The following is a 22,290-nucleotide window of genomic DNA, read 5'->3' on the forward strand; positions in this document are numbered from 1 at the left end:
CCTCTCAGTTGGCGCCGGTGTCGCCGGCCTCGCGGTCGGCGAGGTAGCTTCCGGTCGCAGCGAAATAGACCATCTCCGCGACATTGGTCGCATGGTCGCCGATCCGTTCGATATTCTTGGCCACGAACAGCAGGTGCGCGACCTGGCTGATCGTCCGCGGATTCTCGACCATGAAGGTCACCAGCGTGCGGAAGATCGAATCGTAGAAATCGTCGAGCGCGGTATCGCGGGCGCACACCTGCTCGGCCATAGCCGCGTCGCGCGCGGAAAAGGCGTCGAGCACGTCATGCACCATGTCGCTGGCGATCTGCGCCATCGACGGCAGGATCGAGATCGCCTCGATCCGCTCCTCGCCCTCGGCATGGATCATCGGCACGCGCTTGGCGATGTTCTTGGCATAATCGCCGATCCGCTCGACCACGCCGCCGATCTTCAGCGCGGCGACCACGTCGCGCAGATCGTCGGCCATCGGCGCGCGCAGCGCGATCACCCGCACCGCCAGCTTCTCGACCTCTGCCTCGATCGCGTCGATCTGCCTGTCGCGCTCGCGCACCTGGCGCGCCAGCGCCAGGTCGCCGCGCTGGAGCGCGATCATCGCCTCGGTGATCGCCTGTTCCGCCAGTCCGCCCATCTGCGAGATCAGCGCGCGGATCTGGCCGATGTCCTGGTCGAACGCCTTGACGGTATGCTCGGGGCCGCTCGCCATTAGCCGTACCTTCCGGTGATATAGTCCTTGGTCCGATCCATCTTCGGCGCGGTGAAGATGTCGTCGGTGACGCCATATTCGACCAGCTGGCCCAGATGGAAGAAGGCGGTGCGCTGCGACACGCGGGCCGCCTGCTGCATGTTGTGGGTGACGATCACCATCGCATATTTGCCACGAAACTCGTGGATCAGCTCCTCGATCTTCGCGGTGGCGATCGGGTCGAGCGCCGAACAGGGCTCGTCCATCAGGATCACCTCGGGATCGACCGCGATCGCGCGGGCGATGCACAGCCGCTGCTGCTGTCCGCCCGACAGCGCGGTGCCGCTGTCGCTCAGCCGGTCCTTGACCTCGTCCCACAGGCCGGCGCGCTTCAGCGAGCGCTCGACGATGACGTCCATCTCGCCCTTCGATCCGGCCAGCCCGTGGATCCGCGGGCCATAGGCGACATTCTCGTAGATCGACTTGGGGAAGGGATTGGGCTTCTGGAACACCATGCCCACCCGCGCGCGCAGCTGGACCACGTCCATCGCGGGGGAATAGATGTCCTCGCCGTCCAGCCGGATGTCGCCCTCGACCCGGGCCGAGGCGACGGTGTCGTTCATCCGGTTCAGCGTGCGCAGGAAGGTCGACTTGCCGCAGCCCGACGGGCCGATGAACGCGGTCACCTTGTCCATGTCGATGTCGATCGACACGTCGCGGATCGCCTGGTTGGCGCCATAGAAGACGTTGACGCCGCGCGCCGACATCTTGGGCTCGCCGGCGGCACCGGACGCGGCGGTGGCATGAGGGAAGGGGGCCGTGTCGGTCATCACCAGCGGGTCTCGAACTTGTTGCGAAGATAGATGGCGAGCCCGTTCATGGCGAGCAGGAACACGAGCAGCACGATGATCGCCGCGCTGGTCTTCTCGACGAACGCGCGGCTGACCTCGTCGGACCACAGGAAGATCTGAACCGGCAGCACCGTCGCCGGGTCGGACAGGCCCTGGGGCGGCTGGACGATGAAGGCGCGCATGCCGATCAGCAGCAGCGGCGCGGTCTCGCCCAGCGCACGCGCCATGCCGATGATCGTGCCGGTCAGGATGCCCGGCATCGCCAGCGGCAGGACATGGTGGAACACCACCTGCACCCGGCTGGCGCCGATGCCCAGCGCCGCGTCGCGAATCGACGGCGGCACCGCCTTGATCGCGTTGCGGCTGGCGATGACGATGACCGGCATGATCATCAAAGCCAGCGTCAGCCCGCCGACCAGCGCCGCCGATCGCGGCAGCAGCGGCCCGACCTGATAGCCGAACAGGCTCCAGCTCCCCAGGAACACCGCCAGCCCCAACAGGCCGAAGATGATCGAGGGCACCGCCGCCAGATTGTTGATCGACACCTCGATCAGGTCGGTCCAGCGATTCCGCGGCGCATATTCCTCAAGATAGATCGCCGACAGCACCCCGACGGGGAAGGCGATCAGGAAGGTGACGAGCATCGTCAGCAGCGACCCCTTCAGCGCGCCCCAGATGCCAACCGCGGTCGGATCGATCGAGTTGCTGCTGGTCAGGAAGTCGATGTTGAAGCTGGTGCGCACCTTGTCCGCGGCCTTCAGCTTCGCCGCCGCCCCGTTCTGTGCCGCATTGCCTTCGCCGCGCAGACCCATCTCGATCCCCGGCGATGCCGGCAGCCAGAAGGTCTGCTTGCGGCCCAGCAGGTCGGGGTCGGCCTTGATCGCGTCGCGCACCTTCAGCCACGCGCTGTCGGAGATCGGCGCGTCGCCGCCATATTGGGTCGATGCCGCGCCCGACACGGAGTTTTCCAGCTCCGCGCCGGACAGCGCCAGGTCGGCGCCGGGGGTCCGCAGCTGCGCGCGGTCGACCGGCAGCTCGAGCGCGGCGAAGTCGATCGTCACCGGCACTTCGCTGCGCCAGAAGCCGCGCGCGCCATTCGCGGCCATGGTGACCAGCAGGAATGCGAGGAACGCGGCCGACAGCACGACCGCGGCCAGGCCCATCGCCTTGAAACGCCGCTCGCGCGCATAGCGGCGGCGGATCCGCTTCTGCATCGCCTCGGCCTTCCAGTCCGTGGGCGTCGGATCGAGCGCGCTATTCATAGGCTTCGCGATACTTCTTCACGACGCGCAGCGCGACGATGTTGAGGAGCAGGGTGATGACGAACAGCGTCAGGCCCAGCGCGAAGGCGGCCAGCGTCTTCGGGCTGTCGAACTCGGATTCGCCGGTCAGCAGATCGACGATCTGCTTGGTGACCGTGGTCGCGCTCTCGAACGGGTTTAGCGTGATGTTGGCCGCGCCGCTGGCGGCCATCACCACGATCATCGTCTCGCCGATCGCGCGGCTGACGGCGAGCAGCACGCCGGCGACCACGCCGGGCAGTGCGGCGGGGATCAGCACGCGGGTGATCGTCTCGCTGGTGGTGGCACCCATCGCCAGGCTGCCGTCGCGCATCGAATTCGGCACCGCCGCAATCGAATCGTCCGCCATCGACGACACGAACGGGATGATCATCACCCCCATGACCAGGCCGGCAGCCAGCGCGCTTTCGGCCGAGGCGAAGGGCATGCCCAGCATCACCGCGAGGTCGCGCACCGCAGGGGCCACGGTCAGCGCGGCGAAATAGCCATAGACCACGGTCGGCACGCCCGCGAGGATCTCCAGGATCGGCTTCATCCAGCGGCGTACGCGCGGTGCGGCATATTGCGTGAGGTAGATCGCGCTCATCAGCCCGAACGGGATGGCGACGATCATCGCGATCACCGCGCCGATGAAGAAGGTGCCCCAGAACAAAGGCACCGCGCCCAGCGATGCGCCGGGATCATTGGCGTCGATGACCTGCGGGCTCCAGTGCGTGCCGAACAGGAACTCCCAGGGCGGGACTTTCTGGAAGAAGATCAGCGATTCCCACAGCAGCGAGACGAAGATGCCCAGCGTCGTCAGGATCGCGATCAGCGACGCGATCAGCAGCAGGATCATCACGATCCGCTCGACCCGCGAGCGCGCCCGGAAATCGGGACGGATGCGCGTAAAGGCATAGGCGCCGCCGGCAAAGGCGAGCAGGATCGCCGCCAGCGACCCCATCCAGGCATAGCGGCTGCGCGCCGCGCGCATTGCCGGGGCAAGCTGCTGCGCGACGGGGTCGAACGCCTTGCTCTCGGGATGCTCGGCGACGCGGCGCGCCTCGGACAGCAACGCGTCGCGCTCGAAATCGAACTGCGGCAGTTGCGCCGCCGCCGGATCCTGCAGCACCGCCTGCTTGACCAGCCCCGGGCTGACCGAACTCCACACGGTGATGAACAGCAAGGCGGGCAGCACCGTCCACATCGCGACATACCAGCCATGCTGGCCGGGCAGCGAGTGGAGCCGCTTCAGGCCGCCGCGGTCGAACCGGCCGGCGCGCGCACGCGCGGTCAGCCAGGCGATCAGGCCCAGGCCGGCGATCAGGAGGATCAGGGCGAATGCGCTCATCTCGATCGCCTCAATGCAGGCCGTCGGCGGTCAGGGCAGCGCCCTGGTCGATGATCTGGATCGACCGGGCGCGAACCGCCTCGGGCGCGGCGATCAGGCCGCGGCGCACCAGCTTGCCGTCCGGGTTCCACATCGTCGAATAGAGGCGGACGAAATCGGCCAGCCCCGGCACCGCGCGCAGGTGGCGCTTCTTGACATAGATGTAGAGCGGCCGCGCGCCGGGATAGCGGCCCTCCGCGATCGCCTGATAGCTGGGCGCGACCCCCTCGATCGGCACGCCGTGCAACCGCTCGATATTCTCTTCGAGATAGGAATAGCCGAACACGCCGATCGCGTTGGGATTCTGCGCCAGGCCCTGGACGATCAGATTGTCGTTCTCGCCCTTGTCGATATAGGCGCCGTCGTCGCGGATCCGCTTGCACAATTTGTCGTAGGGGGCGGTGTCCTTGGCGGCCTTCAGCGCCTTGGCCTGGGGCTGCGCCTCGGCACAGCCCGGCTCCATGATCAATTCGACCAGCGCGTCGCGCGTGCCGCTGGTTGAGGGCGGGCCCATGACCTGGATCGGGATGGCGGGCAGCGCCGGGTTCACGTCGCGCCAGAATCGCGTGCGGTTGGGCTGGCCATTCGGCGCGGCCGCCAACGCCAGATAGACGTCGCGCTTGCTCAGCGCGAGCTTGGGACCGTTATTGGCTTCGGCCAGCGCGACGCCGTCGACGCCGACCTGGACCTCCAGCACATCGCCCACGCCGTTCTTCGTGCACAGGTCGAACTCGGATTTCTTCATCCGGCGCGACGCATTGACGATGTCGGGATATTCCCAGCCCGCGCCGTCGCAGAAGCGCTTCATCCCCGCGCCGGTACCGATCGACTCGACCACCGGCGGCTTGCGCGTGCTGTCCTGGTTGACGAACGCCTCGGCCACCGCGGTGGTGAAGGGGAACACCGTCGAGGATCCCACCACGCGGATCTCGCGCGCGGACCCGCCGTCGCAGCCCTGCAGGGCAAGCGTGGCAACCGCCAGAAGCGTGATCCTGCGAAGAATGAGAGATCTCCCCGGGGCGGGTGGGTGAGAATCGGCCCCGTCGCGTCCGCCTTTCTTTCAATACGGTTACGCCTTTATGACACGGTCTCCGGCGCGGGCGATCCGGGAAGGCCGGGCAGCAGGATCGTGACCGTCGTCCCCTTGCCGACGATGCTGGCGATATCGAGGCGTCCGCGATGCCGTTCGACGACATGCTTGACGATCGCCAGCCCCAGCCCGGTGCCGCCCATCGCCCGGCTGCGTCCGGAATCGACGCGGTAGAAGCGCTCGGTCAGGCGCGGGATATGCTCGGTCGGAATGCCTTCGCCCTCATCGGCGACGCTCATCTCGACCATGCCGTCGGGGCGCTGGCCCAGATGGAAGCGGACCGGAGTCGCCTCGCGCCCATATTTCATCGCATTGCCGATGATGTTGTGCAGCAGCTGCGACAGTTGCACCCGGTCGCCCAGTACCGGCGGCACAGCGCCCAGGTCGAATTCCAGGTCCGCGGCACGCGGGCTGCCGCCGCCCAGCAGCTCCAGCCGCACTTCCTCGACCAGCGCCTTCAGCTCGACCGTCTGTTCGGGTTTGCGATATTTGTCCGCTTCGATCCGCGACAGCGAGATCAGGTCCTCGATCAGGCGCTGCATCCGCCGCGCCTCGTCGTTCATGATCTTGAGGAAGCGGCCGCGGATCGCGGGGTCCTCGCCCGCCTCGTCCTGCAGCGTCTCGATATAGCCGAGCAGCGAGGCGAGGGGGGTGCGCAGCTCGTGGCTGGCATTGGCGACGAAATCGACGCGCATCCGCTCGGCGGTATAGCTGCCGGTCCGGTCGATCAGGTGCACGATGCGCCGCGTGCCCAGGTCGTGGACCCGCATTTCCCAGCGCTGCTCGCGCGTGCCCAGCCCAACCAGATGGACCGGCGCGCCCGGCATCGCCTGTGCCGGATTGAGCAGCCGTTCGGCCGCGGCGGGATGGCGGATCGCCAGCCGGATGTCCTCGCCCAGGATATGCTGGCCCAGCAGCGCGCGCGCCGACTGATTGGCCGACAGCACGCGGTTGGCGGCGACGACCAGCACCGGCTCGGCGATCGCCTCCATCGCGTCCGCGATCGACGGCTCGCGGCTTTCCGGCGGGACGGCGGCGGCGATCACGTGCGGCTCGCTCTGCCCGCTGGCGATCAGCACCGCCGCGACGCCGCACACCAGCACCAGCAGCGCAGCCTGCGCGTCATGATTCAGGACGAAGCTGGCCAGCGCGGCGAGACCCGCGACCACCAGCGCCATCAGCGTGCGAAGACCGGAGGAGGAGCGCATGGACTGACGCCCTTAGCGCGGTCGCACGCGCTTGACGATTGGGAATGCACCGGGCGGGTCGACTTGCCCCGTTTCGGACGCTTTGGCGAAGATATATCTTGGCCTGGGAAGCTTCCTACGGTTGTGCGCGCAGGCCGACCGCCTCGAGCACCGCTTCGAGCTCGCCGAATCGATCGATCACCGCATCCGCCTGAAGCTCCTCGACCGGCTGCATCAGGAACCCGAAACTCACCGCGATGCTGGGGATGCCGGCATTCTTCGAGGCCAGCATGTCATAGATCGAATCGCCGACGAACGCCGCTCGCCCGCCGCCGCACCGGCGGATCATCTCCTGGATCGGCAGCGCCGATGGCTTGGCGTTGCCGCGGCCCATCGTATCGCCGCCGATGATCGCCGCGAACCGGCTGGAAAGTCCAAGGCTGTCAAGGAGCTTGACCGCAAGTTGCTCGAACTTGTTGGTCACGATCCCCAGCATCACGCCGCGCGCCGCCAGCGCGTCGAGCGCCTCTAGCATCCCCGGAAACGGCACGGATCCGACCGCGATATTGGCCTCGTAATAGCGCAGCAGCTCGGGATAGACCCGGTCCATCACCGCCTGGTCGAACCCGCCCGACGCCTCCAGTCCCTGTTCGAGCATCGCCTTCGCACCGCGCCCGATCATCGCCTTCACCGCCTCGGCCTCCAGCAACGGCCGCCCCGCCAGCGCCAGCGCATGATTGGTAGCCGCGGCCAGGTCCGCGCTGGTATCCAGCAGGGTGCCGTCCAGATCGAATCCGACGATGTCGAAGGGGAAATTTGCCATGACCCGCCGGGCCTGCCGCCCGCCTATGGAAATGGCAACTGCTTCGTGGCAGGGGCGGGGCGACAGGAGTGTTTCATGACTGCACCGATCGCCGCCATCATCCTCGCTGCTGGCAAGGGCACGCGGATGAAATCCGACCTTCACAAGGTGCTCCACCCGATCGCGGGGCGGCCGATGCTGCTGCACCTGATCGACAGTCTCGACGCCGCCGGGGTGAGCGAGCGCGTGGTCGTGGTCGGCAGCCTGCGCGAGCAGGTCGAGGCGACGGTGGTCCCGCTGGGCGCGCGCATCGCGGTGCAGGAGGATCAGCTGGGCACCGCGCACGCCACGCTCCAGGCCAGGGCGGCGCTGGAGGGGTTTGACGGGATCGCGGTGATCTGCTTCGGCGACGTGCCCTTTCTCGGCACGAGCACCATCACCCGCCTCGTCGAGCGGCTTCAGGCCAAGGATCATCCGCGGGTCGCGGTGCTCGGCTTCCGCCCCGAGGATCCGGGCGCCTATGGCCGGATCATGGCCGAGGGCGACGGCCGCATCCTCGCAATGGTCGAATATAAGGACGCAAACGAGCGCCAGCGCGCCGAACGGCTGTGCAACTCGGGCGTGATGGCGGTCCGCACCGCCGATCTCTGGCCGCTGCTGGAGCGAGTGGGCAACGACAATGCTGCGGGCGAATATTATCTACCCGACATCGTCATGCTGACGATCCAGGACGGCGAGCGCCCGGTGGTAATCGAGGCGAGCGAGGCCGAGGTGATGGGCGTCAACAGCCGCGCCGAACTGGCCGGCGCCGAACTGGTGTGGCAGCGCGCGCGCCGCGACCGCGCCATGGCCGAGGGCGCCACGCTGATCGCGCCCGAGACGGTGTGGTTCGCCCATGACACGGAGGTCGGCCGCGACGTTCTGATCGAGCCGAACGTGTTCTTCGGGCCGGGTGTTCGCGTCGCGGATCGGGTGACGATCCACGCCTTCAGCCATATCGAGGGCGCCGAAATCCTGTCCGGTGCACAGATCGGCCCCTATGCCCGGCTGCGCCCAGGCACGCGGCTGGAACAGGGCGCCAAGATCGGCAATTTCGTCGAGACCAAGAACACCGTGATGGGCCCGGGTGCCAAGGCCAACCATCTGACCTATCTGGGCGACGCGACCGTCGGCGCCGGCGCGAATATCGGCGCCGGCACGATCACCTGCAATTATGACGGTTTCTTCAAGTCGCGGACAGCAATCGGCAACGGCGCCTTTGTAGGAAGCAACAGCGCGCTGGTCGCACCGGTGACGATCGGCGACGGCGCGATCGTCGCCGCCGGATCGGTGGTGACGCGCGATGTGGAAGGCAACGCGCTGGGCATCACCCGCGCGGCGCAGGAGGTGAAGCCCGGCTGGGCCCGGAAATTCCGGGAATTGCGCGCGGCGAAGAAGGCGGAGCAGAAAGCCGCCAAGTAACGTTACCTCTCCAGCTACGGAGGGGCAGGGCAATCATCACCCCTCCGCTTCGGAGGGCGGAGGCAGAAGACCATGTGCGGAATCGTCGGAATCGTCGGCAAGGAAGATGTTGCGGAGCGGCTGTATGACGGGCTGAAGCGGCTCGAATATCGCGGCTATGACTCGGCCGGCATCGCCACCGACCATGACGGCCGGATCGAGCGGCGCCGCGCCTCGGGCAAGCTGGTCAATCTGGGCAAGGAACTGGCCGCCAACCCGCTGCCCGGCACCACCGGCATCGCCCATACCCGCTGGGCGACGCATGGCGGCCCGACGACCAACAATGCCCATCCGCACGCAACGAGCGAGCTGGCGCTGGTCCACAACGGCATCATCGAGAATTTCAAGGCACTGCGCGACGAATTGATCACACGCGGGCGGGTGTTCGAGAGCGAGACCGATACCGAGGTCGTCGCCCATCTGGTCAGCGAGAAGGTCGAGGCCGGCCTGGCGCCCGCCGACGCGGTGCGCGAGATCCTGCCACGGCTCCACGGCGCCTTCGCGCTGGCGATCCTGTTCCGCCAATATCCCGATCTGCTGGTCGGCGCGCGCCTCGGCTCGCCGCTGGTCGTCGGCTATGGCGATGGCGAGACCTATCTGGGCTCGGACGCGCTGGCGCTCGCCCCGCTGACCCAGCGCATCGCCTATCTCGAGGAAGGCGACTGGGTCGTCATCACCCGCGACGGCGCCGAGATCTTCGACAAGGACAATAATCCCGTCGAGCGCCCCGTCACCATCTCCGGCGTCACCGGCGAGCTGATCTCCAAGGGCAATCACCGCCATTATATGGTCAAGGAGATTTACGAGCAGCCGATCGTCGTCGCCCAGACGCTGCGCGGCTATCTCCAGCGGATGGAGGAGCGGGTCACGCTGCCGATCCCCGATTTCGACCTGGCGGGGATCAAACGGGTGACGATCGTCGCCTGCGGCACCAGCTTCTATGCCGGCATGGTCGCCAAATACTGGTTCGAGCAGTTCGCCCGCGTGCCCGTCGACCTCGATGTCGCGTCGGAGTTCCGTTACCGCGCGCCGGTGATGGAAGAGGGCGGGCTGATGATCGTCATCAGCCAGTCGGGCGAGACCGCCGACACGCTCGCCGCGCTACGCCACGCCCGGTCGGAAGGGCAGAAGATCGCGGCCGTGGTCAACGTCCCGACCAGCTCGATGGCGCGCGAGGCCGACCTGCTGCTGCCGACGCATGCCGGCCCGGAGATCGGCGTCGCCTCGACCAAGGCATTCACCTGCCAGCTGGCCGTACTCGCCGCGCTTGCCGCCAATCTCGCCCGCGCAAAGGGCAAGCTGTCCGACGCCGAGGAAAAGGCGATCGTCCGGCATCTGGCCGAGGCGCCCGCGGCGCTGAACGGCGCACTTGCCTATGACGAGTCGATCCAGGCGATGGCCGGCACGATCGCCGCGGCGCGCGATGTTCTCTATCTCGGCCGCGGCACCGACTATCCGCTGGCACTGGAAGGCGCGCTGAAGCTGAAGGAAATCAGCTACATCCATGCCGAGGGCTATGCCGCCGGCGAGATGAAGCATGGGCCGATCGCGCTGATCGACGACGCCGTGCCGGTGATCGTGATCGCCCCCTCGGGCCCGCTGTTCGAGAAGACCGTCTCGAACATGCAGGAAGTCCAGGCGCGGGGCGGCAAGGTCGTGCTGATCAGCGACTATGACGGCGTCCAGGCGGCCGGCGAGGGCTGTATCGCGACGATCACCATGCCCAAGGTCCACCCGCTGATCGCACCGCTCGTCTACGCGGTGCCGGTCCAGCTGCTGGCCTATCACGTCGCGGTCGCCAAGGGCACCGACGTCGACCAGCCGCGCAACCTGGCCAAGTCCGTCACGGTGGAGTGATCACCAGGCTCCTGCAAAGGCGCTCGACCGGATCCACAGAGAAGGATAGGGTTTGGCGCACAGGTGGCGGGCGGAAGGCGGATGCGAACGATCATTTCCATAGCGGCCGGCTTGGCAATCGGATTTTTGGTATTCTTGGCTGACCCGCTGCGTGACTCCGGCCTGTCGTCGACATTCGGAATCTTCATCGCGATTTTCACCGCCGATTTCGTCAGGTTCATCCTCAAATATTTCGCGGAGAAGAAGACAAGTTAGCTCTGACCGGCGTCGAAATGCGCCGGTTGAGCCAGCCCTATTTCGTCGTGTGTGCCGAGTCAGTCGAGCCCTCACAATGGCTTGAGCCATAGGTTGAAGGCGGGATGAACCTCGCACCGTGTCAAGGTGGCGTAGTGAGTGTTTGGAGGGCGTGCCCCAATCAGGCCGCCTCTGGTACGAGATGGCGCGTTATCGCGGGCACCAGCGTCACCTCATGCACCAGCACGAACTCGCGCAGCTTCGCCGCGACGATCTCGAGCATCGGGCCGGTAAGGTCCGGCACTGCACAGTGGATGTCGAGCAGGTCGCCGTCGCGACGAGCGACGAGGTCACTGGGCACCATCCAGCGTTGCGAGAACAGGCCGATCACGCGCGGCAGCGTCTGAGGATCGGCTGCCGCGCGGATGTGGAGGGTGGCGGTCATCTATGCCGCCAGCCTCTTGGCCGATGCGATGATCTCGCGCGCCATGCGGTCGGCGACCAGCGCGGGGGAGACGCCTTCGCGGTCCGCCTGGTCGAGGATCGTCGCGACGCGCGGTCCGATCGCCATGACGCGCGCCTCGACGTCCAGCGAGCTCTCGCCGAGATACTCGGCCGATACGTTGATGATGCCCCCGGCATTGGCGACATAATCGGGAACATAGGTGATGCCGCGATCGACGAGCAGCGCCGCGACCTCGGGTGTCGCCAGCTGGTTGTTCGCCGCACCGCAGACGAGCCTCGCCGGCATCGCCGCGACCGTTGCGGCATCCAGCGCGCCGCCCAGCGCGCAGGGGGCGAAGATATCGGCCTCGGCCGTCGCGATCTCGGCCACGTCGACCACCCGCGCGCCGTGGATCGCCGCCAGCCGCTCGCGCCGTTCCGGATCGACATCGGCCAGCACCAGCCGCGCGCCGGCATCCGCCAGCATCCGGCACAGGATGCCGCCGACATTGCCCGTTCCCTGCACCGCGACGGTCAACTCCGACAGGTCGGCGCCCAGGCTGCGCCGCGCGGCGACGGTCATCGCCTCGAACACGCCCAGCGCGGTCCAGGGGGACGGGTCACCTCCCGCGAGGCCAGGCCGCGCAGTCCGCCCGGCGACATGGCGCGTCTCGTCCGCGATCACCTCCATGTCGCGCACGCGGGTGCCGACATCCTCCGCGGTCACATAACGTCCGTCGCGCGCCCGCACCGCGCGACCAAATGCGCGGAACAGCGCGTCGCGATCGAACGGCCCCTCGGGCAGGCGAAGCACCGCCTTGCCGCCGCCGAACGGCAGTCCGGCCATCGCATTCTTGTAGCTCATCCCCTCCGCCAGCCGCACCGCATCGGCGGCGGCCGCCTCTGCATCGGGGTAGCGCCAGAAGCGGCAGCCGCCGGCCGCCGGCCCCAGCGCGGTCGAGTGGATTGCGATGACACCCGACAGGCCGGACTCGCGGTCCTCCAGCTGAACCAGTTGCTCCACCGGCATGGCAAATCGTGCATCGACCATCAGACGTCTCCTTGATGGCCGGCAATCTGGTCGAAGCGGACGAGAAAGTCTGACCTAAGGTCGGTCGGGTCCGACTGGAATCTGGTGACATTTACCGAGATATCGATCAAACCGGGTCATTATGATCGACCTCGACCCCTATGAGCGAAAGATCCTCCGCGAGCTCCAGGCGGATGCGAGCCTGACGACCGCGCAGCTTGCCGAGCGGGTGGGCCTGTCCGCCTCCCCCTGCTGGCGGCGCATCGACCGGCTGGAGCGCGAGGGCATCATCCGCCGCCGGGTGGCGCTGGTCGACCGGCGCAAGGTCGGGCTGAATGCCCAGATCTTCGCGCAGGTGAAGCTGAACGCGCATGGCCGCGCCAATCTCGACGAGTTCAGCGAGGCGATCCGCGGCTTTCCCGAAGTGCTCGATGCCTATGTGCTGATGGGGTCGATGGACTTCATGCTGCGCATCGTCGCCAAGGACATCGATGCCTATGAGCGGTTCTTCTTCGACCAGTTGAGCCGCCTGCCGGGGGTGCAGGAAATCAATTCGACGGTGGCGCTGTCCGAGATCAAGTCGACGAGCGAGCTGCCGATCTGATCGCGGACCGCCGGGGCCACAGGGCGGCGATCACCGCGCCGGCCATGGCGATCGCCATGTCCTTCTGCGCATCCCAGACGTCACCCTGCTGGCCGTTGTAATCGTCCGCCAGTTCGGGCGCGACGAGCATCGTCAGCAGCCATTCGAACACTTCGTAAAAGGCGCTCGCCGCACCGACGAACAGGATCGCGGTCCAGGCGCTGTTGCGCCGGCCCATGCCAGCATGCCGTTGCATCGCCTCGGCATAGGGCGGTACCCAGCACAGGCCGAAGGCGAGATGGACCAGCCGGTCATAGCCGTTGCGCGACATGCCCAGCGCCTCGCTGATCGTATGGCCGGTCAGCGCATGCGCCCAGCTGTCATAGGGCACGTTCGAATAGGTGTAACGCCCGCCCAGCGTGTGCAGCAGCCAGAAGACCAGCAACGCGCCGACCGCCGCGTTCGACAGCGGCCAGCGCGCAAGAAGCGGCGGCGCGGCGAGGATCAGCAGCGCGGTCGGAATATGCTGGAGCGGTGCGATCTGAGGATAGGGCTGATCCACATTCGCCAGCACAACCGCCAGCGCCAGGACGATGAGCATGGCGAGCTGCAGGGGCGGAAGCGCACGCCACGCGTTCAGGTAAGCGGTCATGCGAGGGGGATGGCAGGCTGCACCCGTTGTGGGAAGGGGGGCTTCGCCGCGTCGCCAGATTGTCATCGTCGCGCCGCGCGACTTTCATGCCCCTGTCATCGAGCACGCACGACCGAGTCACAAAGTCGGTCCAATGCGCCCCCGAAGAACAGAATTTCGGTCGCAACTCTCGGGGGACATTATGAAATTTCGTACGCGTGCCGGCCTGCTCGGCCGATCGATCCTGTGTGCCTGCTCGGTTCTCGCCATCGCGGCGCCGCTTGCCCAGGCCAGGGCGGCCGACGAGACCGGCCAGCGCCAGGAGGTGCCTGCGGGTGAGAAGGGCACGCTGACCGGGCGGGTGATCGATCCGACCACCTCCGTCTATCTGCGCGATGCCGTCATCGAGGTCGAGACCGCCCAAGGCGAGCTGCGCACCGCCGTGGCAGGCGAGGGCGGGACGTACAGCCTGCCGGATCTGCCGGCCGGGCCGGCGCGGGTCACCATCCGCTTTGCGGGCTATCTCAGCCAGACGCACGACGTCGTGATCGCGGCTGACGCCACCGCTCGGCTCGATGTCGAGCTGCTGCTGGAGGGACGCGATGGGCAGGCGGCGGGAGCCGACGAGATCGTCGTCAGCGCGATCCGCTATGCCGGCGCCGCAGAGGTAATGGCGCAGCGCAACGAGCTGCAGATCGCGGACGTGTTGTCGACCGAGGCCTATGGCGACATTGCCGGCGGCAACCCCGCCGAGTTCCTGAAATACATGCCGGGCGTCGATGTCGACGGCACCAATGGATCGGCCGTCTATGCCTATCTGCGCGGGCTGCCCGCCGAGTTCACCCGCACCCAGCTGAACGGCATGGATATCGTATCGGCCAATTCGAACGCCCCGTCCGGCTATGCCAGCTCGGCCGCCGCGGCGCGCATCTTCAGCTTCGAGGCGATCTCGCTGTCGGCGATCGACTCGGTGACGACCTACAAGACCACCGGCGCGGACCAGAATGCCGACGCACCCGCCGGGATCATCGATCTGCGCACCAAGCGCGCCTATGACCGCAAGAAGGGCGTGTTCGTCCTGACGGTCGAAGGCTTCACTCACGAGAATATGTGGGACAAATATGAGGCGACCGGGCCCGAGCAGCCGTTCGGTTTTGGCAAGCGCCGCTTCCTGCCCAACGCCTCGCTGCTCTACTCGAACAGCTTCTTCGACAAGCGGCTGGGCGTCACCTTCTCCCTGGGCCTGAACGACCAGTATATCGAGCGCGAACAGGTCACGATGAGCCGGAATTACAGCCGGTCGGCGCGTGCGCCCTATCCGCTCGAATTCTACGCGATGGAGGGGCTGCTCGGCGCGCGCCAGACGACCCGCCGCACGGGCTCGCTGGTGCTCGACTTCAAGGCGAACGACCAGCTCAACCTGTCGCTGATCGCGATCGCCTATCGCGGCGACGTCTATCAGCATCAGAGCACGGTGACGGTCACCGCCGATACCAGCACCGGCGGTACCGGCCTGCTGAACCTCAACGGCCAGCCCGCGAGCGCGCTCGACGCACTCACCGCCTTCCGCACCAACCGTGCGGCGACCGCGACGACGATCAGCTCGGCGGCGGCGACCCAGTACAAGGTCAACAACGGCAACATCCTGGCGCCCAGCTTCACCTGGAACCGCGGCAGGCTGCATCTCGACGGCTATTTCGCCTATTCGGACACGCATTCCTATTACGACTCGCCCAGGGCGGGGCAGATCGCATCGGGTCCGACGCTGACCTCGACCGGCAATTTCCAGGCGGTGAAGGGAAGCGCGGACCTGGCCTATACCGACTGGGCGATCAACCAGTTGAACGGCCCGGACTGGTCCGATCCCGCTTCGTACAGCATCGGCACCGGCCGGCCCGCGATCACGGTGACCAGCGGCGCCTATGGCAAGCTGACGTCCAAGTCCGCGGGGCTGAATGCCCGCATCGACTCTCAGCTGGGCGAGATGCCGTTCAGCCTGAAGGCGGGCTTCAAGTACACCGATACCTATTATGACTTCGGCAACAATGCGGTGTACAACTACGCCTATGCCGGCCCGCTGACCAACGCCCAGTTCATCGCGCAGGTGGCCAATCCCTACCAGACCGCCATCTGGGACAAGTCGGGTTTCTCGATCACATCGCTGAGCGGTTCGGGCTATATTCCCCAGGTCGACCTCGCGCAGCTGTACCGCATGTACCGCGACAACCCCAGCGAGTGGACCCAGACGCTGACCGCCGCCAATTACGCGACGGCCAACTATACCGGCAGCACCCGCTTCGACGAGAAGATCAAGGCGGCCTATGTGATGGCCACGATCGAGCCGACGCCGAAGCTGATGCTGCGCGCCGGGCTTCGCGGCGAATGGACCGACAACACCGCCTTCGTCTACCAGTCGCTGCCGCGCGCGCAGGTGCTGGGCTACCGTCCGGCGGGGGCGACCGCCAATTGTGCGATCACCGCATCGACCGGCATCGCCACCACGCTCCCGTGCGTCGACTATCAGTTCAGTGACGGCGTGCAGCAGGTGAAGGGCGATTATTTCAACCTCTTCCCCAGTGCCTCGCTGCGCTACACCTTCGGTCGCAGCATCGACCTCCAGGCGGGCTATAGCCGGACGGTGCTTCGCCCGGGCGTCAATGCCGCCGGCACCTCGCCTTCCGAAAGCCTGACCGGAAGCACGACGGCAGGACCGCTGCTGACGGTCCCGAACCCCAGCCTGACCCCGGCGACGTCCGACAATGCGTCGGTCCGGCTGTCGCATTATTTCCGCGGGGTCGGGCTGTTCAACGTCGGCTTCTACTATAACCGGATCAAGGGTCTGGCGGTCGAGAAGGAATATAGCGCTGCCGAGGCGGCGAACCTCCCGGCGCTGGCTCCCTATGCCGCGGACCCGATCTATGCCGGCTATGCCTTCTCGACCTACACGCAGGAGGACGTGACCACGATCAAGGGCGTGGAAGCGTCGCTGCAGCACAGCTTCACCTGGCTGCCGGCGCCGTTCGACGGCCTCTCGATCCGCGGCGCTTTCATGCACAATGAGCCCAACCGCCCGATCCCGCGGGTCGGCACCAATATCGGCTCGGCGGCGCTGACCTATGACAAGGGGCCGGTGCGGCTGGCCGTCAACCTGCTGTGGAACGACGACAAATACCGCTCGGACACGCCGACCTGGTTCCAGGCGCGCACCGACATGACGATATCGGGCAGGTTCAAGCTGACCCGCGGTCTCGAGACCTATTTCACGCTGAACAACGTGCTGAACGCCCCCTATAATGTGAAGGTCCCGAGCAGTGCGTTCCCGGCCGCGGCGGCCGCGGGAATTGGCAACCACAGCGCGATCTACGTGATGAACGGGCGCACCGCCACGATCGGCCTGCGCGCGCGCCTGTAACCCCGACCCGAATGGCGACGGAGTATCGCTCGTGACCACCCGATCCACCTTCACCCGCCGCCGGCTGGTCGTGAGCGCGGCGCAACTCGCCTCGGTGACCGCGGCGACGGCATTGATGCCGCCCAATGTCCAGAAGCTGATGGCCCAGCCGCCACGGCGGACGGGGACGATCCGCGACATCCGGCATGTGGTGATGCTGATGATGGAGAACCGCTCGTTCGACCATTATTTCGGCACCCTGTCAGGCGTGCGGGGATTCGACGATCCCGATGCGCTGACGCTCGCGAGCGGAAAGTCGGTGTTCCATCAGCCCGATCCGGACAATCCGGCGGGCCATATGATGCCGTTCCACCTCGACAGCTTCACCAGTGCGGCGCAGCGGTTGCCGTCGACCAGCCATGCCTGGTCGGTGCAGCATCAGGCGTGGAATGGCGGGCGGATGGACCAGTGGCTGCCGGCGCACCGCGCGGCCGATGGCGCCAAGGGTCCGTACACCATGGGCTATTTCAAGCGGCAGGACATCCCGTTCCACTTCGCGCTCGCCGAGGCCTTCACCATCTGCGACGCCTATCATTCGTCGGTGATGGGCCCGACCTGGCCGAACCGCCTCTATTATCTGACGGGCATGATCGACACCGCGGGGACGGGGGGCGGCCCGGTTACCCGCAACAGGATGCCGCCGGGCGGCTTCCGGTGGAAGACCTATGCCGAGCGGCTGGAAGAGGCGGGGGTCAGCTGGCGCATCTACCAGCATGGCGCGCCGGGCAAACGCGCCCACAACATGTTCAAATATTTCGGCCAGTTCCTCGAGGCGCCGGCCGGCTCGCCGCTGGCGGTCAAGGGCATGCCCGAGGCCGAGGAAGGGCTGTTCGAATATGATGCGATCCACGACCGGCTGCCGGTCGTGTCCTGGATCTATCCCGGCGCGGAGTCGAACGAACATCCCGCCGAGTCGATGCCGGCGGCGGGCGCAGCCTTCATCGCGGGCAAGCTGGACGCGCTGGCCGCCAATCCGGACGTGTGGGCCAAGACGCTCTTCATCCTGAACTATGACGAGAATGACGGCCTGTTCGACCATGTCGCGCCGCCGGTGCCGCCGGCGGGCACGCCGGGCGAGTTCGTCGACGGGGTACCGATCGGCGGCGGCTTTCGCGTGCCGTGCATCCTGGTCTCGCCCTGGACCGCGGGTGGCTGGGTGTGCAGCCATCCGTTCGACCACACTTCGGTCCTGCAATTGCTCGAGCGCGTCACCGGCGTGCGCGAGCCCAATATCTCCGACTGGCGCCGCCGGACCTTTGGCGACCTGACCGCGGCCCTGCGCTTCGGTGAACCGGCCGGGCGGGTGCCGCTGCTGCCGGGCACCGGCGGCCTGCTCAGCCAGGCACGCGATGCGGCGACGACCTTGCCTCCGCCGCCGATCCCCGATGGAAACCAGACCATGCCCAGGCAGGAAAAGGGAGCGCGCAAGCGGATCCGGCCATGACCAAAGCCGTCCTTATCCGTCGACGCCGCGCGCTATGCCGTGCAGCTTCGCTTTCCGCTGGCGCCTTTGCGCTCGTGGCGGCAGCCATTCCCGCCGGCTCGGCACCCGCCGTTCCCACGTCGGATGCGGCCAGCGACGCGGTCGTGGTCGGCCAGCCGCTGCCCCAGTGGCAGCCGGGCGAGCTCGACATCCATCATATCAATACCGGTCGCGGCGAGGCGTCGCTGCTGATCCTCCCCGACGGCACCAGCATGCTGGTCGATGCCAGCGGCAAGACGAACGAGAAGGCGCCGTTCACGCTGCCGACACGGCCGGACGCGACGCGGGCCCCGGGCGAGTGGGTCGCGCGCTATGTCCGGCGCGTGCTGCCGCAGGGCGCGCAGCGGATCGATTATGCGATGATCTCGCATTTCCACGGCGATCATATGGGCACCGTGGTCGAGGGGTCGCCGATGGCGCGTCAGGGCGGCTATCAGTTGAGCGGGATCACCGAAGTCGCCGAGCATGTACCGATCGGGACCATCCTCGACCGCGGTTGGCCCGACTATGCCTATCCGGCGCCTATCCCGGGTCGCAACATGCGCAACTATCGCAAATTCCTTCAATGGCAGTCCGCCAATCGCGGGCTGCGCGTCGAGCGGTTCGAGCCGGGCCGCAGCGATCAGATCAGGATGCTGCACCGCCCGGGCGACTATCCGGGGGTGACGATCCGCAACATCGCCGCCAACGGCGTGGTCTGGACCGGCCGCGGCAATGCGACGCGCGGCCTGATCCCGCCGCTGGCCTCCATCAAGCCCGATCGCTACCCGGACGAGAACAAGCTGAGCATCGCCTTCCGCCTGAGCTATGGCGCATTCGACTATTTCAGCGGCGGCGACCTGTCGGTAAAGGGCGAGGAGGCGGTCGCGCCGGGCGAGGACCCGATGAACGTCGAGACCGCGGTCGGCGTCGCGACGGGCGCGGTCGATGCGATGAAGGCCAATCATCACGGCAGCTGGGATGCCAATAGTGCGCCCTTCCTGCGCGCGCTGAGCCCGCAGGTCATCGTGATCGACTCGCGGGCGGAAGGGCATCCGGCGGTGAACAGCTTTGCCCGCTTCACCTCGACCGCGATCTGGCCCGGCAAGCGCGACATCTTCATCACCAACGTGTCGCCGGCGACCTTCAGGACTACCTACGGCATCGACAAGGCCGCGAGCACCCAGGGGCATGTCGTCATTCGCGTCGCGCCGGGCGGGGCGAGCTTTCGCGTCTTCGTCCTCGACGACACCGACGAGACCATGCGGGTGAAGGCGGTGTTCGGACCCTATCGCAGCCACTGAAGGCGAGGGGGCGCCGGCCGGCGAGCGGCGCCCCATTGTCAGGTTCGCCGGATCAGGGCTGGACCTTCACCATCACCACCCCGTGCGCCGGCACGGTCGCGGAGAAGCGGCCGGCCGCGGGCTTCAGGTCGCGGTGCTGCCACAGGTCGCGGATGCGGGCCTTCAGGCTCGCGGGGTAGCCGAGCGCTTCCCAGTCGACCGCGATGGCCTCTTCGGCGTCACCGCGGTTGAACAGGATGACGGCGCGGCCGCCGCCGCTGAGCGGCTTGACCCAGACCTCGCGGTTGCCGTCGCGCGAGACGCGGCGGCCCTGGACGCCCAGCGCGTCCTGGTTGACCGCGATGATCTCGCGGTTGAGCAGGATGTTGCGGGTCGCCTCATCCATATTGGCGATGTCGTTGCCCGCGATCAGCGGGGCGGCCATCAGCGCCCACAGCGAGAAGTGCGAGCGATATTGCGCATCGCTCATCCCGCCATTGCCGACCTCGAGCATGTCGGGGTCGTTCCAGTGGCCGGGGCCGGCATAGGGCCAGAGCGGCTCGGCCATGTCGAGGATGTTGAGCATCCCCCAGCTATGGCCGTATTTGCCCTCCCACTTGTCGGTAATGTCGCCCGAGATGCGCCACAGATTGCCGATCTTGCTGCCCCACAGCCAGGGCTGGTTGTTGCCCCATTCGCACAGCGAGAAGACGATGTCGCGGCCGGTCGAGCGCAGCGCGTCGGACATCAGCGCATAGGCTTCCTCGGCGTTGCGGGTGCCGGTGTTGCACCAGTCATATTTGAGATAGTCGACGCCCCAGCGCGCATAGGTCAGCGCGTCCTGAAACTCATGTCCCTGGCTGCCCGGACGGCCGCCGCAGGTCTTGCGCCCCGCGTCCGAATAGATACCGAACTTCAGCCCGCGCGAATGGACATAGTCGGCCAGCGCCTTGATGCCCGAAGGGAACTTGACCGGGTCGGCGGTGATGAAGCCATTGGCATCGCGCACGCCGTGCCAGCAATCGTCGATCACGACATAGCTGTAGCCGGCATTGCGCATGCCCGTCCGGACCATCGCATCGGCGACGTCGCGGACGATCTTCTCGTTGATGTTGCAGCCGAACTTGTTCCAGCTGTTCCATCCCATGGGGGGCGTCCTGGCCAGCCCGTTGGCGGTCCGGTTGGGATCCTGCGACGGGCGGATCGTATTGGGATCGGGTGCGGGAACCGCGTCCTGGGCAGAGGCGACGGAGGTCGCGATCAGCGCGCCCGCAAGTCCCGCAACCCATGCCACCCGCCGCCAGGCCATTTGCTTCGCCATCGTCCGCTCCCCGGAAATTGATTTCGGCGCGACCCTATAGATCGGCCCGCCGCCCGCAAGAGCGTATTTATCAGACCAGAGCCGATGCGGGACGTTGACGCCGGCAATGATCCGGCAGCGCGGGGGACAGGCAGGCCGTAGCGCCCGCGCGCTCAGCCGGCCTCGGCGTTGCGCATGTCGTATTTGGTGCGGTTGCCGTTGATCGCGGCCAGGTTCGCATTGGCCCAGGCGCCAAGCTGATTGACAGGATCGGCGAGCGAGCGGCCCAGTTCGGTCAACCGATATTCGACCTGGGGCGGAGTGGTGTCGCGCACGTCGCGGGCGACCATGCCGTCGCGTTCCAGCATCTTGAGCGTGCGGGTCAGCATCTGTTGCGAGATGCCGCCGACGCGGCGCTTGATGTCGTTGAAGCGGCGCGGCTGTTCGTTCAGCGACATGACCACGAGCACGGTCCATTTGTCGCCGATCCTGCCGAGGATCTCGCTGACCCCGCGACAATCGACATGTGCCGTCATCGGCTGGCTGGGCACATTCATATGACCTGGTCCTGAAAATATGCGTTCTTGGCGGACTCTAGGTGGTCTCATAGATGGTCCTGGTCAACAATATTGACCGGGTGAACCAATGAAGCTTCTCCATATCGATGCCGGCATCCAGGGCGATCGTTCTGCCAGCCGCGCCATTTCCGCAGCCATTGTCGAGCGTCTGTTGTCCGACCGGCCCGACCTGACCCTGATCCGCCGCGACCTGGTCGCCGATCCGATCGGACACCTGCTGCCGGGTGACCTGGCCGGCGGCGAGGCGGACGCGATCGCCAGCGAGTTCGTGGATGCCGATATCGTCGTGATCGGCACCGGCCTGTATAATTTCACCATCCCGACCCAGCTGAAGGCCTGGATCGACCGGATCCTGATTCCGGGGCGGACCTTTCGCTACGGGGAGGGCGGTCCGGAAGGACTGGCCGGCGGAAAGCGGGTGATCGTCGCGCTTGCCCGCGGTGGCATCTACACGCCCGGCAGTCCGGCCGCGCCGCTGGAACATGCCGAGACCTATCTGCGCGGCGTGCTCGCCTTCATCGGCATAACCCATCCCGAATTCGTGATCGCCGAAGGGCTGGCGCTGGGCGAGGAGGTTCGCGACGCGGCGGTGTCGGCGGCACTGCAGCAGGCCAATGACGTGGCGGGCGCGGTCGCTGCCTGAGCCGCACCG

General features: G+C 66.9%; 20 protein-coding genes. 8 read left to right on the forward strand and 12 right to left on the reverse strand.

Going from position 1 to position 22,290, the window contains the following annotated elements:
* Positions 1 to 4 precede the first annotated feature (4 nt).
* The 7 genes from phoU to ACZ1H8_RS15320 form a co-directional block, all read right to left on the reverse strand.
* On the reverse strand, positions 5 to 706 hold the full coding sequence (gene phoU / locus ACZ1H8_RS15290) for a phosphate signaling complex protein PhoU (protein WP_465178037.1): 702 nt from the start codon (positions 704 to 706) through the stop codon (positions 5 to 7).
* Complete coding sequence (gene pstB, locus ACZ1H8_RS15295) at positions 706 to 1,515, reverse strand: phosphate ABC transporter ATP-binding protein PstB (RefSeq protein WP_110153749.1); 810 nt, start codon at positions 1,513 to 1,515, stop codon at positions 706 to 708. The genes phoU and pstB overlap by 1 nt, the downstream gene beginning before the upstream one ends.
* Positions 1,515 to 2,798 carry a phosphate ABC transporter permease PstA gene (gene pstA / locus ACZ1H8_RS15300; RefSeq protein WP_465178038.1) on the reverse strand — a complete coding sequence of 428 codons (1,284 nt, stop codon included), beginning with the start codon at positions 2,796 to 2,798 and terminating at the stop codon, positions 1,515 to 1,517. The genes pstB and pstA overlap by 1 nt, the downstream gene beginning before the upstream one ends.
* Complete coding sequence (gene pstC / locus ACZ1H8_RS15305; protein WP_465178039.1) at positions 2,791 to 4,167, reverse strand: phosphate ABC transporter permease subunit PstC; 1,377 nt, start codon at positions 4,165 to 4,167, stop codon at positions 2,791 to 2,793. The genes pstA and pstC overlap by 8 nt, the downstream gene beginning before the upstream one ends.
* Before the next feature lie 10 nt (positions 4,168 to 4,177).
* On the reverse strand, positions 4,178 to 5,209 hold the full coding sequence (locus ACZ1H8_RS15310) for a substrate-binding domain-containing protein (protein WP_465181407.1): 1,032 nt from the start codon (positions 5,207 to 5,209) through the stop codon (positions 4,178 to 4,180).
* Between the two features lie 74 nt (positions 5,210 to 5,283).
* The gene (locus tag ACZ1H8_RS15315; protein WP_465178040.1) at positions 5,284 to 6,504 is read right to left on the reverse strand and encodes an ATP-binding protein; all 1,221 of its coding nucleotides are present in this window, start codon (positions 6,502 to 6,504) and stop codon (positions 5,284 to 5,286) included.
* Between the two features lie 115 nt (positions 6,505 to 6,619).
* On the reverse strand, positions 6,620 to 7,306 hold the full coding sequence (locus tag ACZ1H8_RS15320) for an HAD-IA family hydrolase (RefSeq protein WP_465178041.1): 687 nt from the start codon (positions 7,304 to 7,306) through the stop codon (positions 6,620 to 6,622).
* Positions 7,307 to 7,381: 75 nt separating this feature from the next.
* On the opposite strand from ACZ1H8_RS15320, the gene glmU reads away from it, so the two are divergent.
* The 3 genes from glmU (at position 7,382) to ACZ1H8_RS15335 (ending at position 10,897) form a co-directional block, all read left to right on the forward strand.
* Positions 7,382 to 8,746: a bifunctional UDP-N-acetylglucosamine diphosphorylase/glucosamine-1-phosphate N-acetyltransferase GlmU gene (gene glmU / locus ACZ1H8_RS15325; protein ID WP_465178043.1), complete on the forward strand. Its 1,365-nt coding sequence runs from the start codon at positions 7,382 to 7,384 to the stop codon at positions 8,744 to 8,746.
* 72 nt (positions 8,747 to 8,818) lie between these two features.
* Positions 8,819 to 10,642, forward strand: a complete 1,824-nt coding sequence (glmS, locus tag ACZ1H8_RS15330; protein ID WP_465178044.1) for a glutamine--fructose-6-phosphate transaminase (isomerizing) — start codon at positions 8,819 to 8,821, stop codon at positions 10,640 to 10,642.
* Positions 10,643 to 10,723: 81 nt separating this feature from the next.
* Entirely contained in the window at positions 10,724 to 10,897 is a 174-nt protein-coding gene (locus tag ACZ1H8_RS15335) for a hypothetical protein (protein ID WP_465178045.1), read from the forward strand.
* 160 nt (positions 10,898 to 11,057) lie between these two features.
* Here the strand turns inward: ACZ1H8_RS15335 and ACZ1H8_RS15340 are convergent, their stop codons facing one another.
* Both ACZ1H8_RS15340 and ACZ1H8_RS15345 read right to left on the reverse strand, forming a co-directional pair.
* Positions 11,058 to 11,321 carry a hypothetical protein gene (locus tag ACZ1H8_RS15340; protein WP_465178046.1) on the reverse strand — a complete coding sequence of 88 codons (264 nt, stop codon included), beginning with the start codon at positions 11,319 to 11,321 and terminating at the stop codon, positions 11,058 to 11,060.
* A complete protein-coding gene (locus ACZ1H8_RS15345; RefSeq protein WP_465178047.1) occupies positions 11,322 to 12,371 on the reverse strand; it encodes a Glu/Leu/Phe/Val family dehydrogenase in 1,050 nt (349 codons plus the stop codon).
* 121 nt (positions 12,372 to 12,492) lie between these two features.
* Here ACZ1H8_RS15345 and ACZ1H8_RS15350 point away from each other — a divergent pair, with 121 nt between their 5' ends.
* Positions 12,493 to 12,954, forward strand: coding sequence for an Lrp/AsnC family transcriptional regulator (locus tag ACZ1H8_RS15350; protein WP_465178048.1), 462 nt, complete (start codon positions 12,493 to 12,495; stop codon positions 12,952 to 12,954).
* Here ACZ1H8_RS15350 and ACZ1H8_RS15355 read toward each other — a convergent pair.
* On the reverse strand, positions 12,926 to 13,585 hold the full coding sequence (locus tag ACZ1H8_RS15355) for a DUF2238 domain-containing protein (RefSeq protein ID WP_465178049.1): 660 nt from the start codon (positions 13,583 to 13,585) through the stop codon (positions 12,926 to 12,928). The two genes, ACZ1H8_RS15350 and ACZ1H8_RS15355, sit on opposite strands and share 29 nt — an antisense overlap.
* Before the next feature lie 181 nt (positions 13,586 to 13,766).
* On the opposite strand from ACZ1H8_RS15355, the gene ACZ1H8_RS15360 reads away from it, so the two are divergent.
* From ACZ1H8_RS15360 to ACZ1H8_RS15370, 3 genes are all read left to right on the forward strand, one after another.
* A complete protein-coding gene (locus ACZ1H8_RS15360; RefSeq protein ID WP_465178050.1) occupies positions 13,767 to 16,976 on the forward strand; it encodes a TonB-dependent receptor in 3,210 nt (1,069 codons plus the stop codon).
* Between the two features lie 31 nt (positions 16,977 to 17,007).
* Complete coding sequence (locus tag ACZ1H8_RS15365; protein ID WP_465178051.1) at positions 17,008 to 18,459, forward strand: alkaline phosphatase family protein; 1,452 nt, start codon at positions 17,008 to 17,010, stop codon at positions 18,457 to 18,459.
* 74 nt (positions 18,460 to 18,533) lie between these two features.
* Complete coding sequence (locus tag ACZ1H8_RS15370; RefSeq protein WP_465178052.1) at positions 18,534 to 19,781, forward strand: ComEC/Rec2 family competence protein; 1,248 nt, start codon at positions 18,534 to 18,536, stop codon at positions 19,779 to 19,781.
* A 52-nt stretch (positions 19,782 to 19,833) separates the two neighbouring features.
* Here the strand turns inward: ACZ1H8_RS15370 and ACZ1H8_RS15375 are convergent, their stop codons facing one another.
* Together ACZ1H8_RS15375 and ACZ1H8_RS15380 are read right to left on the reverse strand one after the other, a co-directional pair.
* Positions 19,834 to 21,081, reverse strand: coding sequence for a glycoside hydrolase family 27 protein (locus ACZ1H8_RS15375; protein ID WP_465178053.1), 1,248 nt, complete (start codon positions 21,079 to 21,081; stop codon positions 19,834 to 19,836).
* A gap of 152 nt (positions 21,082 to 21,233) precedes the next feature.
* Positions 21,234 to 21,617, reverse strand: coding sequence for a winged helix-turn-helix transcriptional regulator (locus tag ACZ1H8_RS15380; RefSeq protein ID WP_465178054.1), 384 nt, complete (start codon positions 21,615 to 21,617; stop codon positions 21,234 to 21,236).
* A gap of 88 nt (positions 21,618 to 21,705) precedes the next feature.
* On the opposite strand from ACZ1H8_RS15380, the gene ACZ1H8_RS15385 reads away from it, so the two are divergent.
* Positions 21,706 to 22,281, forward strand: a complete 576-nt coding sequence (locus ACZ1H8_RS15385) for an FMN-dependent NADH-azoreductase (RefSeq protein WP_465178055.1) — start codon at positions 21,706 to 21,708, stop codon at positions 22,279 to 22,281.
* The last annotated feature ends 9 nt before the right edge of the window (positions 22,282 to 22,290 follow it).

The organism is Sphingomonas sp. BL-S-25 (assembly GCF_055521555.1).

Bases quoted from the DNA above. Each gene is read 5' to 3' on its own strand.
- ACZ1H8_RS15320 (WP_465178041.1), bottom strand. From the start codon at position 7,306: ATGGCAAATTTCCCCTTCGACATCGTCGGATTCGATCTGGACGGCACC.
- ACZ1H8_RS15380 (WP_465178054.1), bottom strand. From the start codon at position 21,617: ATGAATGTGCCCAGCCAGCCGATGACGGCACATGTCGATTGTCGCGGG.
- glmS (WP_465178044.1), top strand. From the start codon at position 8,819: ATGTGCGGAATCGTCGGAATCGTCGGCAAGGAAGATGTTGCGGAGCGG.
- ACZ1H8_RS15350 (WP_465178048.1), top strand. From the start codon at position 12,493: ATGATCGACCTCGACCCCTATGAGCGAAAGATCCTCCGCGAGCTCCAG.
- pstC (WP_465178039.1), bottom strand. From the start codon at position 4,167: ATGAGCGCATTCGCCCTGATCCTCCTGATCGCCGGCCTGGGCCTGATC.
- pstA (WP_465178038.1), bottom strand. From the start codon at position 2,798: ATGAATAGCGCGCTCGATCCGACGCCCACGGACTGGAAGGCCGAGGCG.
- glmU (WP_465178043.1), top strand. From the start codon at position 7,382: ATGACTGCACCGATCGCCGCCATCATCCTCGCTGCTGGCAAGGGCACG.
- ACZ1H8_RS15340 (WP_465178046.1), bottom strand. From the start codon at position 11,321: ATGACCGCCACCCTCCACATCCGCGCGGCAGCCGATCCTCAGACGCTG.
- ACZ1H8_RS15360 (WP_465178050.1), top strand. From the start codon at position 13,767: ATGAAATTTCGTACGCGTGCCGGCCTGCTCGGCCGATCGATCCTGTGT.
- ACZ1H8_RS15375 (WP_465178053.1), bottom strand. From the start codon at position 21,081: ATGGCGAAGCAAATGGCCTGGCGGCGGGTGGCATGGGTTGCGGGACTT.
- ACZ1H8_RS15355 (WP_465178049.1), bottom strand. From the start codon at position 13,585: ATGACCGCTTACCTGAACGCGTGGCGTGCGCTTCCGCCCCTGCAGCTC.
- ACZ1H8_RS15335 (WP_465178045.1), top strand. From the start codon at position 10,724: ATGCGAACGATCATTTCCATAGCGGCCGGCTTGGCAATCGGATTTTTG.
- pstB (WP_110153749.1), bottom strand. From the start codon at position 1,515: ATGACCGACACGGCCCCCTTCCCTCATGCCACCGCCGCGTCCGGTGCC.
- ACZ1H8_RS15345 (WP_465178047.1), bottom strand. From the start codon at position 12,371: ATGGTCGATGCACGATTTGCCATGCCGGTGGAGCAACTGGTTCAGCTG.
- phoU (WP_465178037.1), bottom strand. From the start codon at position 706: ATGGCGAGCGGCCCCGAGCATACCGTCAAGGCGTTCGACCAGGACATC.
- ACZ1H8_RS15315 (WP_465178040.1), bottom strand. From the start codon at position 6,504: ATGCGCTCCTCCTCCGGTCTTCGCACGCTGATGGCGCTGGTGGTCGCG.
- ACZ1H8_RS15385 (WP_465178055.1), top strand. From the start codon at position 21,706: ATGAAGCTTCTCCATATCGATGCCGGCATCCAGGGCGATCGTTCTGCC.